Annotated in this window: 13 protein-coding genes and 7 pseudogenes; 11 read left to right on the top strand and 9 right to left on the bottom strand. The window is 67.8% G+C overall.

Annotated features, from left to right (window positions below):
- Positions 1-146 precede the first annotated feature (146 nt).
- A pseudogene (locus tag ACFYXH_RS22520) lies at positions 147-1,241 on the bottom strand (IS701 family transposase); the annotation flags it as partial.
- Between the two features lie 279 nt (positions 1,242-1,520).
- Between ACFYXH_RS22520 and ACFYXH_RS22515 the strand changes: the two are divergent.
- Both ACFYXH_RS22515 and ACFYXH_RS22510 read left to right on the top strand, forming a co-directional pair.
- Positions 1,521-2,057 carry a hypothetical protein gene (locus ACFYXH_RS22515; RefSeq protein ID WP_389565660.1) on the top strand — a complete coding sequence of 179 codons (537 nt, stop codon included), beginning with the start codon at positions 1,521-1,523 and terminating at the stop codon, positions 2,055-2,057.
- Positions 2,058-2,432: 375 nt separating this feature from the next.
- A pseudogene (locus ACFYXH_RS22510) lies at positions 2,433-2,696 on the top strand (IS630 family transposase); the annotation flags it as partial.
- Between the two features lie 200 nt (positions 2,697-2,896).
- On the opposite strand, the gene ACFYXH_RS22505 reads toward ACFYXH_RS22510, so the two are convergent.
- The 3 genes and pseudogenes from ACFYXH_RS22505 to ACFYXH_RS22495 all read right to left on the bottom strand — a co-directional run.
- Positions 2,897-4,435, bottom strand: a complete 1,539-nt coding sequence (locus ACFYXH_RS22505) for a hypothetical protein (protein WP_389565658.1) — start codon at positions 4,433-4,435, stop codon at positions 2,897-2,899.
- Positions 4,435-5,616: an FAD-dependent monooxygenase gene (locus ACFYXH_RS22500; RefSeq protein WP_389565656.1), complete on the bottom strand. Its 1,182-nt coding sequence runs from the start codon at positions 5,614-5,616 to the stop codon at positions 4,435-4,437. Before ACFYXH_RS22500 ends, ACFYXH_RS22505 begins: the two co-directional genes overlap by 1 nt.
- A gap of 275 nt (positions 5,617-5,891) precedes the next feature.
- A pseudogene (locus ACFYXH_RS22495) lies at positions 5,892-6,023 on the bottom strand (IS701 family transposase); the annotation flags it as partial.
- Between the two features lie 9 nt (positions 6,024-6,032).
- On the opposite strand from ACFYXH_RS22495, the gene ACFYXH_RS22490 reads away from it, so the two are divergent.
- Positions 6,033-6,404, top strand: coding sequence for an SDR family NAD(P)-dependent oxidoreductase (locus ACFYXH_RS22490; RefSeq protein WP_389565654.1), 372 nt, complete (start codon positions 6,033-6,035; stop codon positions 6,402-6,404).
- A gap of 398 nt (positions 6,405-6,802) precedes the next feature.
- On the opposite strand, the pseudogene ACFYXH_RS22485 reads toward ACFYXH_RS22490, so the two are convergent.
- The 3 genes and pseudogenes from ACFYXH_RS22485 to ACFYXH_RS22475 all read right to left on the bottom strand — a co-directional run.
- A pseudogene (locus ACFYXH_RS22485) lies at positions 6,803-7,409 on the bottom strand (transposase); the annotation flags it as partial.
- A 7-nt stretch (positions 7,410-7,416) separates the two neighbouring features.
- Positions 7,417-8,103, bottom strand: a complete 687-nt coding sequence (locus tag ACFYXH_RS22480) for an HAD family hydrolase (protein WP_389565651.1) — start codon at positions 8,101-8,103, stop codon at positions 7,417-7,419.
- A gap of 265 nt (positions 8,104-8,368) precedes the next feature.
- Positions 8,369-8,581 (bottom strand): P27 family phage terminase small subunit, encoded by a 213-nt coding sequence (locus ACFYXH_RS22475; RefSeq protein WP_389565648.1) that lies wholly within the window; start codon positions 8,579-8,581, stop codon positions 8,369-8,371.
- Between the two features lie 297 nt (positions 8,582-8,878).
- On the opposite strand from ACFYXH_RS22475, the pseudogene ACFYXH_RS22470 reads away from it, so the two are divergent.
- Positions 8,879-8,983, top strand: a pseudogene (locus tag ACFYXH_RS22470) (FHA domain-containing protein); the annotation flags it as partial.
- A 662-nt stretch (positions 8,984-9,645) separates the two neighbouring features.
- Here ACFYXH_RS22470 and ACFYXH_RS22465 read toward each other — a convergent pair.
- A pseudogene (locus ACFYXH_RS22465) lies at positions 9,646-9,895 on the bottom strand (transposase); the annotation flags it as partial.
- Positions 9,896-10,038: 143 nt separating this feature from the next.
- Here ACFYXH_RS22465 and ACFYXH_RS22460 point away from each other — a divergent pair.
- From ACFYXH_RS22460 to ACFYXH_RS22440, 5 genes and pseudogenes are all read left to right on the top strand, one after another.
- Positions 10,039-10,392 carry a VOC family protein gene (locus ACFYXH_RS22460; RefSeq protein WP_389565645.1) on the top strand — a complete coding sequence of 118 codons (354 nt, stop codon included), beginning with the start codon at positions 10,039-10,041 and terminating at the stop codon, positions 10,390-10,392.
- Positions 10,393-10,452: 60 nt separating this feature from the next.
- Positions 10,453-10,713 (top strand): annotated as a pseudogene (locus ACFYXH_RS22455) (transposase family protein); the annotation flags it as partial.
- Between the two features lie 109 nt (positions 10,714-10,822).
- Positions 10,823-11,428 (top strand): transposase family protein, encoded by a 606-nt coding sequence (locus tag ACFYXH_RS22450; protein WP_389565643.1) that lies wholly within the window; start codon positions 10,823-10,825, stop codon positions 11,426-11,428.
- Between the two features lie 368 nt (positions 11,429-11,796).
- Positions 11,797-11,994, top strand: a complete 198-nt coding sequence (locus ACFYXH_RS22445; RefSeq protein ID WP_389565640.1) for a hypothetical protein — start codon at positions 11,797-11,799, stop codon at positions 11,992-11,994.
- A 49-nt stretch (positions 11,995-12,043) separates the two neighbouring features.
- Positions 12,044-13,063, top strand: coding sequence for an endonuclease VII domain-containing protein (locus ACFYXH_RS22440; protein ID WP_389565637.1), 1,020 nt, complete (start codon positions 12,044-12,046; stop codon positions 13,061-13,063).
- A gap of 43 nt (positions 13,064-13,106) precedes the next feature.
- On the opposite strand, the gene ACFYXH_RS22435 is transcribed toward ACFYXH_RS22440, so the two are convergent.
- Positions 13,107-13,454: a transposase gene (locus tag ACFYXH_RS22435; protein ID WP_389565634.1), complete on the bottom strand. Its 348-nt coding sequence runs from the start codon at positions 13,452-13,454 to the stop codon at positions 13,107-13,109.
- Between the two features lie 340 nt (positions 13,455-13,794).
- On the opposite strand from ACFYXH_RS22435, the gene ACFYXH_RS22430 reads away from it, so the two are divergent.
- Together ACFYXH_RS22430 and ACFYXH_RS22425 are read left to right on the top strand one after the other, a co-directional pair.
- Positions 13,795-14,220: a VOC family protein gene (locus ACFYXH_RS22430; protein WP_389565631.1), complete on the top strand. Its 426-nt coding sequence runs from the start codon at positions 13,795-13,797 to the stop codon at positions 14,218-14,220.
- Positions 14,221-15,461: 1,241 nt separating this feature from the next.
- Positions 15,462-15,728, top strand: a complete 267-nt coding sequence (locus tag ACFYXH_RS22425; protein ID WP_389565628.1) for a DUF6959 family protein — start codon at positions 15,462-15,464, stop codon at positions 15,726-15,728.
- Positions 15,729-15,980 lie beyond the last annotated feature (252 nt).

Genomic DNA, 15,980 nt, shown 5'->3' with positions numbered 1-15,980 from the left:
CCCAGAGCGTGACGTACCAGGAGGCCGGAACTGGGACGGTGAGACACCCGATACGACAAGACTCCCGACAGCTACCTCGCCAGTCTCCACCTGCACGCCTCGATGATCTGGATCAAAGACCTCAAGGACCACCCGATGATCACGACGAGTTCGCGGTAGTCGTGCTCGATGCGCCAGCGCATTTTGGCCCACCGCACCAGGTCCTCGATCGGGGTGGCGGCGGGCAGGTTGGACATCCAGTAGCCGGTGGGTTCGGCTGCCGCGTCTGGTTGTTCGACGAGCAGGGTCCGCAGTGGCAGCACACCGTCCCACCGGCTGCGGCCGCCGCCCTGTTCCTGGGCGGTGCGGCAGGCTTCCTTGCCCGACGGCCTCACTTCGAGCACAGCGAAACGCGAGGTCATCACCCCCTTGCTGTCTTCGCGCCAGGTGACCTCCTGGAAAGAGGCACCGGCGTCGATGAGCTCGGGCAGGGGCCGGGCCGGGGTGCGGTAGCGGGGCAGGGTGGGCGGCCCCAGCCCGCCATAGGCCGGCAGATACGGCTCGGCATCAGCCGGCCGGGCGACCTCTTTGGGCTGGACGGCCACCACATACGACCAGCCCCGCTCTTCCAGCGCCAGCCGGAAGGTGACGCTGCGGCCATAACCAGCATCCGCCACGATCACCGGCACGACCTGCCCGTCCGCGGCGAGCCGGTCGAGGATACGCATGGACAGCCAGGCCTTGGACACGTGAGCGACCTCGTCGGGGACCCCGGCGGCTCGTCGCCGCCGGTGGTCGTGCGCCCACTCCTCCGGCAGGAACAACTCCCAGTCCAATGGGCAGGAGGCGGTGTCGGTGGCAGCGTGGACGCTGACGGCGACCTGGCAGTTGGCCCGCTTGCCCACTGCGCCGCAGTACTGGCGGGCCACCCCGACCGAAGCAGTGCCGCATTTGGGGAACGACACATCGTCGACCACCCAAACCTCGGGCGTGATCACCTCGGTCAGACGCTCGGCGATCCGCCGCCGCACCGGCAGCGGATCCCACGGCGACTGGTTCACGAACTGCTGCAGGGCCTGCATGTTCCCGTCCGGCAGCCGCTCAGCCATCGGCTGGATCGACTTGCGCCGGCCATCCAGCATCAGCCCCCGCAGATAACACCCGCCTCTCCGACGCTGATCCCGCCGCGGGAGCGAGGCGAACACATCGGCAACGAACTCCGATAACTCACCCCGGAGCCGTTCCACCTCCCCAAGCCTCATCCCTCCACGATGCCCCCGACCAGCCAAGATCGGGAGAGGTAACGAAGCACTACTAGTACTCCAGCCGTAGATCGTGATCTTGCGTAGTGGGTGTGACTCAGTGGCGGATGGGCGCTCCGGTTGGCGGGTCATGCGCTCAGCGCACGGGGTGAGGGGGGCAGAGACGGTGGCCGCCTGCCCCGCCTGGCGGGCCTCTGGTTCCAGTTCTGGTGGGCCGACGGGATGGTTGACCGATGCAGCCCTCTCCTCGCGCTGTTCCTCGATGTCATCATTGCGGGTGTGAGCTCCCCCGACGCGACACCCAACGCTGATCTGGTGCATGACCGTTGGCGTGCCCGGGAGGCGCCCCACGGAGACTTCATCGTGTTCTCCGACGGATCCCTGTCGGTAATGGAACTCGTTCGGTTCTCCCCCGCAGGCCGGCTCCATGACATGCGGGCCGAGGACTGGCAGTGGTGGGAGGTCCTACGAGCCACCGCGTGGACCCCCAGCGACTGGATGGACGTCGATACGACGTTTGCCTCATGCACCTACGCCGGAAGCCGTGCCCTGGCAGGTGAATCATCGGACCACGGCAGTATCGGCTGGGTCGCCCTGACTCGGGACGATGACCACAACACCTTGGAATGGATCGCGGTCTCCTGCTCGTCCAATCCGTTCACCGAAGTCACCTTGGACGAAACCACGGTGACCGCCACCAGCACCCTGGGCCGTATCTGGACCTTCCCCAGAAACACCCCCCAGCAGGTGAAGATCACCGGGGATCCGACCTATCCCTGGCCCTCGCCATCCCAGACAGGCGGTCCCACCAGCTAACCCTCCAGGTCGCGGGCGGCGAGCATGAGGGCGGTGACGGGCCGAACACCTCGGCCAGGTAGGCGCTGCCGACGAACTCACCGATGAGCCGCGCGAAGTCCCGTCGGGCGTCTCGTGCAGTGCGGTCGTCATGGGAAGATTCCGCTGCCGTGCCGCTGCGGCCAGTACGGCCGCGGTACAGTCGCGTGCCTGAGCTCGGATGCTCGCCTGATGAGCTCCTCGAACCAGTCGCACTGGTCACTCCCCGCCTGGTGGGCGGTGCCCCAGCGGCTGGCAGTGGTTGTCCAGGGATCGGCCGCCAGATCCTTGTGGCTGGGTATCTCCTCGAAGTCCGCGACCGCTGTTGTACCAGCGAGAGCTTGCGTCAGGAGCCACGAGCACGTCCTGGACCGCTTCCCGAACCGGGTCTTCGCGTTCGACGAGTTCGGCCCGCTCGGCATCCGCCCCACCGCGGGCTCGGGCTGGGCTGAACAACGACGTCCCGACAGGTTGCCCGCCACCTACCACCGCACCCACGGAGTCCGGCACTTCCACGGCTGCTACTCGGTCGGCGACGACCGCCTGTGGGGCGTCAACCGCCGCAAGAAGGGCGCCGGGAAAACGCTTGCCCGCGCCGCCCGGCCCGGCGGCGCACCGATGTGACACCTGGGGAGTTGGATGAAGTCCGGTGTCGTCTGGAGGACTTCGCGGCGGATGTACGACGCCGCCCGCCCGCTCTCGCCGACGATCGAGCCTTCGCCGGGCCCAGAAACCCAACCGCGTACAGCTGCCAGTCCGGTGGATCGGGGGCGTCCGAGTCGTCCATGCGCTCGTGGTGGAGCGCTCGCCGGGGCGGCCCGTCAGTCTTTCGGCCTCGCCGACGCCTTGGCGCAGAGGTACGGACGCGCGAGCAGCAGGCCGATGCCGGTCATGGCGATGCCGAAGTAGACCGGCGCGAGGTGGATGAAGTCCGTGTAGTGGATCGCGCCGTGCACCACGACAGCCGGCAGGAAGCCGGCGGCCGCCGCCGCGGCCAGGGTCCAGAACATCCAGGCCTCACCCCGCCGCCAGCCCCACGCGCTGAGCAGAATGATCGCCACCGCGGCGGCCATCAGGGCGCCCCCGAACCCCGCGCGGTCATGGGCGACGAACGGCACAAGCCGGGGGTTCACGGCTTCCAGCGTCTGCGTGCTGGTGCCCAGGAAGGCCAAGTCGGTCGGCACGAAGACACCGGTCAGACCGACCACCGAGATCACCGCTCCGCCGACGAACAGCCCCGCTCCTGTGAGGATCAGCAGCAGCTGGCCAGCCAGCGCCCGTCGGCGCTCCGGCTCTGGCCCCTCGGATGCCAGGCGCCACCGCGGTGCGTGCGGGGTCCGACGGACCGCGGCCACGAACATCGGGAACAGCACGATGGTGGTGGCCGTGTGCAGGGGTTCCACGAAGCCGGTGGCCAGGAAGTAGAACAAGGTGGGGAAGCCGATCGCCCCCGAGAGCAGATACACCTCGCGGGCCCAGGGCCAGCCGCGTCTGATCCCGCCCACGGCCAGGCCGGTGTAGAGGGCGCCGATCGCTACCATCGTGCCGGCCATGGTGATCCGGTCGTGCTGGAGGAAGTGCACGAGGTGGTGGTTGGCGGCATGCAGTTCGTGCAGCGTCATGCCGAGGTAGTCGCGGTCGTACCAGAGCAGCACCGGCCCAAGCGTGATCGCAGCGGCGCCGAGTCCGGCGCCCGTCATACCGAGCCCGACGAGCAGCGCCCACCACCAGGCGGGCCAGCGGCGGGGATCGCGGCCGACATCCCGTAGCACCGGAGCGGGCGCGGTGGGCGTGGCTGCCTCGGTGACCCGTGCGAACCAGCCGGGTCCGGCCGCGACGAGCACCCCGGGCCGGGCGAGCACGACGGCGCCTGGCTCCTCGAGCGCGGCGGCCGCGGCGGTGACCGACGGGTGGGACACATGGACGACGTGCGGGTCGTCGCTGCTGGTGAACCCGTCGACATGGGGCTTGAGGGCGGCCTCGGCCTCCGGGTCGTAGGCACGGACAACCAGCGGAATCGAGCGGCCGGCAGCGGCCTCGCGTACGGTCTCCGCGTCGGCCGCCGAGACCGGCGCCACCTCGACGACACCAGCCCCGAGGGGGGGCATGGCGCGTATCGCGTCGCGGGCGAGCGAGGGCGGGACAGATATGCCGAGGCGGACGGTCACGGGCACGCCGGCGATCTCGCCGGCGAGCCGCTTGGGCGGATGGCGGTGGCCGAACCCCCGGGCGATCAGCCGCGCGCCAGCGGGACGGGAGCCGATCGAGGCCAACAGCCGCAGCGCGGTGCGCTGCGAACGGCGCCGGCCGAGGACGGCAGCGGCCAAGCCGCGCAGCGGGTGATACGTCCAGTCCGGCATCAGTGGCTCTCGCTCTCCGTCGCGGTCACCCGGTCACCGGGCGCGGTCCAGCCGAGCACCGGCGTCATGGAACGCAGTGTCGCCCGCGTCGGCGTCAGCCGGGCGGCCGTGTCGCGCAGCAGCACCGCGGGCGGCCACGACAGCTGGCCGACTGCGCCGAGCCGGGCGGAGCGGCGCGTGATGGCCTGGGTCCGCGGGCGGCGCAGCAGGTCGTACGAGCGGAGCGCGGCGGCCACGTCCGGGGGGCCGTCAAGGCAGTGGGCGAGGGTGACCGCGTCCTCCAGCGCCTGGCACGCGCCCTGGCCCAGATTAGGGGTCATGGCATGGGCCGCGTCGCCCAGCAGCGCGACCCGGCCGCGGACGAAGGAGGGCAGCGGCGGCAGGTCGTACAGGTCGTGTCGGAGCACCCCGTCCGCGGGGACGGCGGCCAGGAGGGCGGGGATGGGATCCGGCCAGGACCCGAACCGGCGCAGCAGTTCGGCGTACTCGGACGAGCCGGAGGCCGCTCCCGCCGGCAGCGACGCGGTCGCGAAGCAGTACATCCGCCCGCCCGGCAGCGCCGTGTAGCCGAGCCTCGCCCCGCGGCCCCAGGTCGCTGCGCCCTCGGAGGGCGGCTCGGCGAGGGGCTCGGTGACCATCCGCCAGGCGGTGTAACCGGCGTACCGGGGGCCGGCCGCGTCGGGCCACAGGGCGCGGCGGACCGCACTGCGCAGCCCGTCGGCGCCGACCACGAGGTCGGGCCGGGACTCGCCCCTATGGTGATCGACGACCAGGCAGTGGCCGTCGTCGCGGACCGCGGACACCTCGCTGCCCGACCGCAGGCTGTCAGCGGGCAGCGCCTCGGTGAGCACCCGCAACAGGTCCGCGCGGTGCAGGACCACCAAGGGATGGCCGAAGCGGCGCGCCAGCTCCGCGTTGTCCGTACGGGACAGCCAGCGGCCCTGGCGGTCGCGTACGCCGCCTGTGGCCTCGACGGCGCCGAGTGCCCGGACGGCGCCGGCCAGGCCGAGCACTTCGAGCGCGTGCAGCGCGTTCGGCCACAGGGAGATGCCGGCGCCGATCTCAGTGAACTCCGGGGCCCGTTCCAGCACCTCGACGCGCCAGCCCCGGCGGTGCAGGGCGATGGCCGCCGCGAGGCCGCCGATCCCGCCGCCGACGATGGTCGCGGCGCGCTGTGGCATGGGTCCTCGCTCTGGGTTCGGGGGCGCCGCCCCCGGTCAAGTGGCCGTCGATCCGGTGCCCGAGCGGCATGCGACGCGGCGCAGGTCCGGCTGAGCAGCGCCTCATAGCAGCATGTCGACAGACGCCTGTCAACGTGCCGAGGGTCGGACCGGCCAGCCCTGGTAGGGCTTGGATCAGGTGGGTATCGCCGTGGGTATGTCGCGGTGACAGGTGGGGCAGGCGCCGGTCCAGACGGCGAGGAGTAACTGCATCTCGCGGACGACCTGGTAGAGGGTCAGGCCGACGCCGCTTCTTTTGGGGTCCGGGCCAGTCGCTGGAGTGTGCAGAAGGCATGGGCGGCGGAGACAAGGGTGACGTAGTGGTGCCAGCCGTTCCAGGTGCGGCCCTCGAAGTGGGCCAGGCCCAGGTGCGCGTCATGCAGGGACAGGGCGGCGGCAGCATCAACAACAACATCTCCTCGACCTACGGGCACGAGGGTGCGGCCGGGGCCTCCGTCTATGTCGGCAGCAAACATTCCGTCGAAGGCATCACCAAGTCGGTGGCTCTGGAGGTCGCCAAGTCGGGAATCCGCGTAAACGGCGTGGCGCCTGGCCCCACAGATACTGGCATGCTGACCCGTTTCACCGACACGCCGGAGAACAAGGCGGCTCTGATGTCGGACGTTCCGCTGGGTCGCCTTGGCCTCCCGGAGGAGCTTGCCGATGCAGTCGTCTTCATGTCATCGGACGAAGCTTCATACATCACCGGCCATGTCCTCAACGTCGATGGCGGTCACACCGCCAACTGACCTGTCCAGGCGCAGAGGTTCGCTCCGCGCCCGATTGGCCCGGTTGTGAGTGGAACCGTTCATCCACGCCGGTCGGCAGTGCCGGTCTCGCACGCCCGCCGGTGACGGTGGCGCTAGGATCCGCCGCGTGCGCTTTGCGGCACGGTGTGCGTGGAAGCCATGTCAATCGACATGGTGATGGGCGAGGTGATGCAGCGGCTACCTCGTGGAGGACCACATGACTACTCCGGAACAGAACAAGACACTGGTGCTGGAAGCGTTCGACACGCTGTTCAACCAGCGTGACTACGTCGCCGCCGAAGACCTACAGGATGAGGCGACCCACGCTGAGTCCGTCTGCGGCCTGCCAATGTTCGGTGACCAGTTCCGCCCGACCGCTGACCAGCTCCGCCGCATGCCTGTTTCCACTCGGGCCAGTTCCTCGCCGGCCCGGCGACGGTGCGGCATCACGAGTACGGTCCCGGGGTAACCGCCGTCGGCGATCGTCGTGGTGTGGCCGACGGCGGCCTTGGCGCCGAACTCACCCCATGCCTTGCAGTCGTTGCGGTTGCCCGGCAGTGGGGGTCCGACCACGACGACCAGACGGGTGTCGGCGTCAATGACGACCTGGTGGTTGGTGGAGTAGCGGTAGTTCTTTGACTGTTCGGCGATTGTGTGATCGCGGGTTGGGACCAGGGTGCCGTCGACGATGAGCACGGTGTTCTTCGCGAAGCGGCGCCGGGGCTGCAGTGCCAGCAGCGGGCCATGGCGATCGATGATGCGGTCGACCGCGGACGTCGAGACGCCGAACAGCGAGGGGAGCCGGCGCATCGTCAAGTTCGTGCGCCAGTAGGCCGTGACCAACAGCGTCCGGTCATCCAGCGACCAGCCCCACGGCCGGCCCCGGTGGACAGTATCGACACCGGCGCGACGCAGCACCGTCACCAGCTTCGCGAACTGGCGCGGGCTCAGCCCGGTGAACGGGGCTGTCCAAGACGGCTCCGACGCCGTGATCACACCAGCCACAGCAAGATCATTCCGCTGCCGCTGATCCCTCCGGATGGTGAGGGTGAGTTCCGGACGTGAAGGCGAGAATGTCGCAGACCGCTTCGCCCAGGCTCCCGAAGTGACGATGCACGCCATCCACCGCCACAGGAGCGTTGACCCCCCACACCGTCATGCCGGCACGCAGCCCGGACTGCACCCCGGAGGGGGCATCCTCGATAACCAGACAGTCCTCCGGCTCGGCACCGAGCCGCTTGGCAGCCAACAGATAAGGGACAGGTGAGGGCTTGCCTTCCTCGACGGAGGCAGCATCCACGATGACGTCCGGGACCGACAAGCCGGTCCGGGCGAAGCGTCCGCGCACCCGGTGCTCGTAATTCGACGTCACCAGCGCCCACGCCCCCGGGGGCAGAGCATCCAGCAGCTCAGACGCACCGTCGAAAGCTGTATACACGCCGGACCGCACGTCCTCGTCCTCGAGTTCATGCAGCGCGGCCAGGCACTCCCGCGGGTCACGGTTCGGAACGACATGCGCGAAGGTCTCCATCGGCCTCGTCCGCAGCGCCACTTGGTAGACCTCATCGGGATCCAGCCCGTATCGCTCGGCCCACACTCGCCAAACCCGGCGCTGGTTGTCCACGGCATCGATCAAGGTGCCATCGACATCAAACAGGACATACTTCTTGGCTCCGGGCGGAGCAGGTTCACCGATCACCCCTTGATCATGCCATCAGGCCCCCGAGCAGGCAGTTTACGGGACAGCCCTTGGGCAAGCTGAAGACCACACGCTTGCCGGGAACATCGCCCATTCGCTCTTCTACCAATTCAGCAATACAGGAAGGGAGTCCGATGGCTTCACGCTTACTCAGGCAGCGCTGAACGATGCCGGGGCTGCGCTCCTCGCCGAGCATCAGGCAGCGCAGACGACAAAGCCCCCTCTACCGGGCCCCCGTGAATGGAAGCGGGTAGAGGGGTGTTGATCAGAAGTCCCAGATGTCGCTGTCATCAGGCTCGGGCGCCGCAATCGCCGTGCGCGTGGACGGGGAGAGACCAAGTTCGCGAATGTACCGGGCGAGTTGAGTCCGGTACTGCGCCGCAATGGTGGCCGCTCCGTTTTCCACGGGGCCACGCTCGGCAGCCACCATGAGCCCGCGCTCCGAAAGGTCCCGTTCCACCTGGTCGATCCGGGCCACGCCACGCACAGGTCTTCCACGGTGGCGTGGCCCACCTTGCCGATACCGGCGGGGAGTTTGAGCACAGGCACCGCTCGTCGCCATTCCAAGAATGCGAATCCCGGCAGCACACGTTCTCCGCTTCCACCTCAGCGAGCGGTGAGGACTTGAACACTTCGACCCAGTCGAGTTCCGCAAGGACAGCACGTGGGTGGGCACAGCGCTAGAGGTTCCTCAGGACCAGAGTGTGCGGGCTCCCACAACGCAATGTCCGTATTGCGGCATTTCCGTGAGCGTCATGCAGACTGAGTCCCAGGCTCGACGATCCAGGATCTCGGGTCTACCAGCGGCATCGTGGTGGACGGGCAGCCCACCACCCGCGTTACGCTCCGCGACGGCTCGCACGGAACATGGAAACCTTGAGGGAGGGTCAGCCCATGAAGACCAGTCACAACAGCCTCGCAGTGGACATCCGTATCGGTGGGTTCCGCATGACTGTTCAGCGTGTCCCAATGCGCCTCTTAACGGTCCTGGTGACCTGCGGCGGATCAGCGTTCACGGCGTGGATCACAACGCGATGAACGCACGTCAGAACGCGGACGGAGTGTCCCCAAAGTCCTCGCTGGTCTTCCCGTGGTGACACGCATGGCAGAGCGGTTGAACGCTTCCGTCTGTGTCCTCGCCCCCGAGTGCGAGCTGCTACATGTGGTCCACGTCCGCGAAGGCGAGCGACCCGCACCGGGCACACCGTGCCCCACCTGCCGAGCGGACGAGACCGCGGAGCCGAGCAGCAGCCGAGTCCCCTCGAGCGAGGATCGCGCGGCGCTTGCGCCGAGCACGTACCGCCGGACGGTTCTCGTACTCGGCGTGGTGCGTCTCGCAGCGTCCGCGCTTCGTGGCGGTGTCCTCGCACTCGATACAGCGCGTCATGGGCACCCCCTGATGCTCGCTGCCACTCGTACTGGGAACAGCTATGTCCGTGGACGGGCTCCGCCGCCATGTGCGGGGGAGACAGCAGTAACTTGATGGGCCATCATCTAATTGTGCTTCGTTGGGTCGGTGGCGGGCCCGCTGCCGGGCGGGCCATCAGCGATCCGCCGCCGCACCGGCAGCGGATCCCACGGAGACTGGTTCACGGACTGCTGCAGGGCCTGCATGTTCCCGTCCGGCAACCGTTCCGTCATCGGCTGGATCGACTTATGCCGCCCATCCAGCATCAGACCCCGCAGATAACACCCACCCCACCGACGCTGATCCCGCCGCGGAAGCGGCGCGAACACCAGCAACGAACTCCGATAACTCAACCCGGAGCCGTTCCACCTCCCCAAGAATCATCCCTCCACGATGCCCCCGACCAGCCAAGACCGGTAGACCTCACGAAGCACCACTAACGAGTTCCCCCGCGATTGAGACGGGGGGTGAAGCGGGCGATGGTGTGGTGCCACCACGCCCGATCGCCGTCCTGGCAAGATAGCGGCATGGAACGTGTGCTTGGAATCGGTGGATACTTCATGCGAGCCGCCGACCCGACGGCCCTGGGCGCGTGGTATCGCGATTGCCTAGGCCTGGACGCCGATGAGAACGGCCTGTGGCGTCAGGGAGCCGGGCTGACGGTGTTCGCGACGTTCGAGTCCGAGACCGACTACTTCGGGTCCCGCACCCAGCAGACCATGCTCAACTTCCGGGTCCGCGACCTGGATGCGATGCTCGCGCAATTGCGCGCCAAGGGAGCGGACGTGGCCAAAGAAACGCAGGACATGGAGGGTGTCGGTCGATTCGGCTGGGTCACCGATCCTGAGGGCAATCGGGTCGAGCTGTGGCAGCCCGCCTGACCGCGTCTTCACGCAGGCAGTGACGTGCTGGTGGCCCACTAGGTTGTCGAGGCGTGAACCTTGGTCAGGCCCGCGCGGCCATGTCCCATTTACGCCTTCCGCGGGCTGTCACGGGCACACCTTGGCGAGCTTGTCACCGAACTCGCGCCGCGGTGGGAGGCGCAATGCGAGTCCGGACGCCGCCAGCGGCGCCGCGGCGACCGGAGGCGCCAGGCCGGCGCTGGGCCAAAATACGAGTTGGTCTTCACCGACCGACTGCTGGTCACCCTGGTCCACTTGCGCACCGGTTTGACCCACGAGGCCCTCGGCGTGATCTACCAGGTCGGGTCCTCCACGATCGGCCGGGCAATCGGCGAGATCAGGCCTGCTGGCCGAACGCGGGTTCGCCGCCCCGCAACGACCAGGTCTGCGCCTGCCCACCCTGGGCGACATGTTCGCCTACGCCGAGGCCGAAAACGTCACACTGCGCATCAACGGCACCGAAACCCAGGTCCGTCGGCCGAAGGCCGGACGCCCGGGACGGGCCGCCTTCGTCTCCGGCAGGCACAAGCAGAACACGATCAAGACCACCACCATAAGCGACGGCCAAGGTCGCACCCTGTGGTGCGGGGCGGTGCGGCCGGGCCGGATGCACGACCAGACTGCGATGCGCACCGAGGGCATCGCTGAACAGCTCCGGCTCTACCCACGCGTGAAAGCCGAGGTCGACGAAGGCTACCGGGGACCTACCAACGAGTTCCCCGACCAGGCGAGCGCTCCGCCCGGCAAGCCGAAGAACCTCGGCGAAGGAGCGATCACCGAACAGTACGGCTGGCGGCAGGCCAAGCGCCGCCAGTCCTCCCAGCGGATCCACGTCGAACACGCAAACGCCGAACTGCGTCAATGGCGCCCCCTGCAGCGCTGGACAGGACGCCGCCAGGACTACGCCGAGACTCACTGCGCGATCCCCGGCCTGGTCTCCGATCGCGCCGCCAAACGAGCCGCCCGCCACCGGCCCGGCACCGAACTCGTACCCGCCTTCCCCGCAGACTACTGAACCGTCCGACCCACATCACGCCAGCATGCCCCGACCCCAATCGCGGGGAAGGTCGTAAGAGCTGTCCGGTAACTGATGGTTACGGGTGAGGTGGCTGAGTGCCCCCCGAGTTGGCGAGTCGTGCGCTCAGTCCCTTCACATGGCGAGGCTGCACTCCTCGTAGTGCTCGCTCACCGCACTGTGCGGGAGGACTCGTCGTGGTGGTCTTTCGGTACTCAGTTGCCGCCCGTCGCCTCCCCCGGGTGGGGGGAGGTGGATGCGTCCGGCGGGGGATGTGGCCGGGCGGGTAAGGCCGGAGGCTTGGATTCCTGCTGATGGAAGGAGAGTTCGGGTGGAGCGCTGGGATCGGGTCGGGCGGAGCGCGGCGTATGGGGCGGCTGGCGTTGTCGCCGTACTTGCTGATCAAAGTCTCGTGGGTGGTCGGCGCGCTGATGGGCGTGCTGCCGATCGGTGATGGGTTCGGCTTGGCGGAGTGGGTGGTGCTCAACACCGTCACGGTCGGTATGGCCGTGGGTGCAGCTCTGGCCCTTGGTCGGCGTCAGGGGAGATCATCAGCGGGTTCCTGACTTCATTGCCGCGGCCACGGCTGTCAGTGCCGACGACTACGGTTCGCGAATGGTCCGTCAGAGTCATATCCCTGCCACGGTGGAGAAGACGTGCGAGGCATGCGGCAAGAAGTACTCCCCGCTGCGTTACGGCAAGTGCCAGCCCTGCTACCGGCGGAACGCGCGCTACGGGTCGACCGAGTACAAGCGCGAGGAGGTCGAAGACATCACCCTCGCCTTCGTGCTCAAGAAGTGCACCGAATCCGGGGAATGTCTGCTGTGGACCGGCACCGTGAACAAGGAGGGGCGGCCACAGACCACGGACCGCAAACTCTGGCGGGAAGAAGGGAAAGCGCGGCAGATCCTGCTGCACCGCTGGATGTACGAGCACCATGTCGGGGAGGCACTGCGCAAGGGACAGCAGGTCAAGCAGACGTGCCGGAACAAGCGCTGCCTGTCTCCAGCGCACCTCTCCACATCCCAACCGCGCCCAGGACGTGCGCCCCTCGGTGAGGCGGGGCAGTACAAGGGGAGGCAACGGCGAGAGGATGATCTCGAACGCTGCGCGAACGGGCACGAGTGGACCGACGAGAACCTGTACATCGACCCCAACCGCCGCCGCAGCTGCCGCATCTGTCAAGCCGCGTCGCACATGCGGCGGCAGGGCAAGGATCCCAGCGAGCATGAGTGGAGACGCCGTAAGTCCTGGGAGGACACCCTGAAGTGTGTGAACGGCCACCTATACGCCGGGGTCGGCTGGTACTTCAACGGAGAAGCGCGGGTCTGCCGGAAATGCTTCGCGGAGAAGGAGCGTAAACGGTGGCTGCGGGTGAGCTACGGGATGGCTCTGGAGGACTTCGAGGCCCTGCTGACAGCACAGAACTTCGCTTGTGAGATCTGCGCGGTGACCTTCGATCCGGACGTACGCGACCTCACCCCGTGCGTCGACCACTCCCACTCGACTGGGCAGGTCAGGGGTCTGCTCTGCCACGCCTGCAATCTCGGCATCGGGCACTTCAAGGACGACCCCGAACGGTTGCGCTCCGCGATCAAGTATCTGGAGACGTCTACGCCGGAAGCAGATCAGTGAGACGGTCAGAGCCTCAACGCGTACGCGCCCCTCACTCGGCCGGTCACCAGCGGGCAGCAGGGGCAACGGTCCCCCCATCAGCTCCATCTTCTCCAGCAGCAGCCTCGCCGCGGTAGCTCTCGGAGGCACGGTGGATGGCCCGGCCGGAGATGTAGTTCAGCGGCTGGTCGTGGTTGAGGAGGACCGCGATGGCCAGGGCGGCTCCGCCGTCGGCCAGGTCGATGCCCCAGGTCACCCCGTCGCCCAGGGCCATGACGTCGGCGAGGAGTTCGAGGAGCTCGGGCTCGTCGTTGGCGACGCGTCGTGACAGCAGCCGGTGGCCGCTCTCGTCGATCGCGACGCAATGGTGATGGGTCTTGCCTGCGTCGATGCCGGCCCAGATCGCGGCCATGGTGCCTCCGTGCGGTGCGGTGTGCTGATGCCTCCCGACGGACGACCTCGCTGTCGATTCCCTACGGAGCGATCATTCGCAATTCCTAACTGGCAGCCGAGTCGTCGTGGGGCGTCGGGCGGCCAATCGATGCCAGCCACAAGCGGCAGAAGGTTGAAAGCCACACCCGACGCCCCCTGGGTGGGCCAACCATACGAAGGGCTCGCCCGGTCCCGGGGAAGAACGTAGGGAAGTTTGAGTGGCGGATGCGCGGATGCCACTGCGGCATCGGGAGAGCCACTCGAGCGCTTTACGCACCGGTTTCGCGCACTCTGGCCACTGCTCACGGCACAGTGGAGGCATGAACGCAGACGAGAGGAACCTTCTGGCCCGGGGACGCGTGGCGACCAGGCTTCCCGCGCAGGACCTGGACCGGGCACGGCGTTTCTACTCCGAGCTGCTCGGTCTGGAACCCGTCGATGAGCGGCCCGGCGGGCTGTTGTACCGGTGTGGGGGTGTGGAGTTCGCGCTGTTCATGTCGACGGGAGCCTCTCCCGGCACCTTCACTCAGATGGGGTGGGAGGTCGACGGCATCGAGGCAGTTGTGGCGGAGCTCAAGCAGCGCGGCGTGGTGTTCGAGGAGGTCGAAGTGCCTGGGCTCCGGACGAGGGATGGGATCGCAGAGATCGACGGGAACTATCCGAGCAAGGGCGCACGGGGTGAACGCGCCGCCTGGTTCCGTGACAGTGAGGGGAACCTGCTGGGTGTCGGCGAGCTGGTCTTCTGAGCAGAGCACCCGGCCTCACTGACAAGATGATCAGACTCGGTCAGAGTTCGGTGACGTCGGTCAAGGTTCGATGAGATGGGACAGCCAGCAAGGCGGCGAGCGGGCTGCCCGGGAGAATCAGCACAGCGTTACCGGCAGATGCCGCCCGACGCTCCGGCTGGCTTTATCCCAAGACCGGGAAGTTGGGGTCTGGCGGGGCCGGTCAAGAGGGTGACCGCGGTGGTCACGTTTGTCTTGTGTCCGACGCTGCCGTTGGTCTTGCTGTAGGCGTAGGTGACGCTCGCCGAGCTCGCGGACCTGCTCGGCCTTCAGCCGCCGACCTTCTGGTACGTGCCCTGCTGGTCACACACAGCGCTTCGGCGAAGTGGTGCCACGGCACGCCGACTGCCCGGCCGTCCTCGATCGCTGCCAACTGCCCGGCCGTCCTCGATCGCTGCCAACTGTCCGGCGTCAGCCTGCTCGCCCAGGCACTGCCACAACGTCGCCCGCAGCACCGCGGCCTCGCCAACCACGTTGACCGGGCTGTCCTTCGGCTGCTTCAGCTTCCCGGCCCACGTCTGCGCGTGCTCCGTACGAGGAACAGCTCCTCCGATCCTGGGAACCGCTCGTACGCCGGGTCTCCGCCCAGGTGGTGCAGCTCTCGAAGACGATTCACGATCCGACCGGCCTTGATCCCCCGAGCCGGATCGGCGGGCGCTTCGGACGGGGCGTCCCGGCGCCCTTTGCGGTCTTCCTCACCACTCTCGAAGTCTTCGCCATCAGCCGGTTCCCCATCTGGAACCCGCCCGGACCCCCGAGACCGACGACCTCTGCGTACGGAAGTTCACCGGGAATCTCCACACCTCTAGGCGGGACCCTCACCAGGCAGCGCGCGTGTCCTTGCAGGTCAGCGAATTCCGTCGGTTTGCCGTCGTCGGGGAGGGTTAGCGGTTGCGTCACCTCCTCGGCATCTCTCGCAAGAACCATGGGTCGCGTATCTCGAGGCCGGTCACCTGCCTCGCAACCAGGTTTCTCCACGCGGCTTGTGACCAGCTCCGTGGTAGATCCATGACCCGATCAGAGCCAGATTCAACGAGCCTCATGAACTGTCCCCGTCGTTGGCCACCGCCCTAACTTCCCGGTTGGCCGTTCGTGCCTTGCAGAGCACCTGGCCGTGCGAGACCCGCCTGCTCTCGACCACTCAACGCCGGTACTGTCTGCTGCCGTTGAGGTCAGATGGCGATGTCAGGTTGGATGGCTCCATGGAACGTGTCGAGGCTGAGCTGTTCACCGAGGGCGGGAACGACGCAGTGGTGCGCCTGCCGGGCCGCCGGTTCCCCGGCGTTCTGATCCAGGGTGACTCCCTCTCCATCCTCCGCAGCGACCTTGCTGAAGCGGTGGAAGCCTTCGACCAGGGTGACCTGGCCGTGGCGCGGGAAACCGCCGTCCTCCTCCTGGCCGACCTCGACGCGCTGCTGACGCGCTACGTCGCCGCCTTGGAAGCGCACGAGATTCCGCGGCCGTACTGACGTCGCCAAGTCCGTCGGCAGCTCAATAGTCCGTGGGTTGATGCTGAAGCTCTCCCTGGAAGTGCTGCAAGGAGTTGCCGACTCTGTCCGCCGACGGCTGCGGCGATACGGAGTTTGCGAACGGTGCCAACACCGGTTGCAGCTTGTCTTGCCCGCCTTGTAGAGCTCTTTCACCGGGGCCCTGATGTGCATCTCGCGCGCCTCGCCCGACTACCCGGTGAGATCGGCCCCGTCCCGCCCGCCGAATACGAA

Origin of the sequence: Streptomyces sp. NPDC002730 (genome assembly GCF_042888805.1) — a bacterium.
Lineage (GTDB): Bacteria > Actinomycetota > Actinomycetes > Streptomycetales > Streptomycetaceae > Streptomyces.
This window is presented reverse-complemented; position numbering and strand designations above follow the sequence as displayed.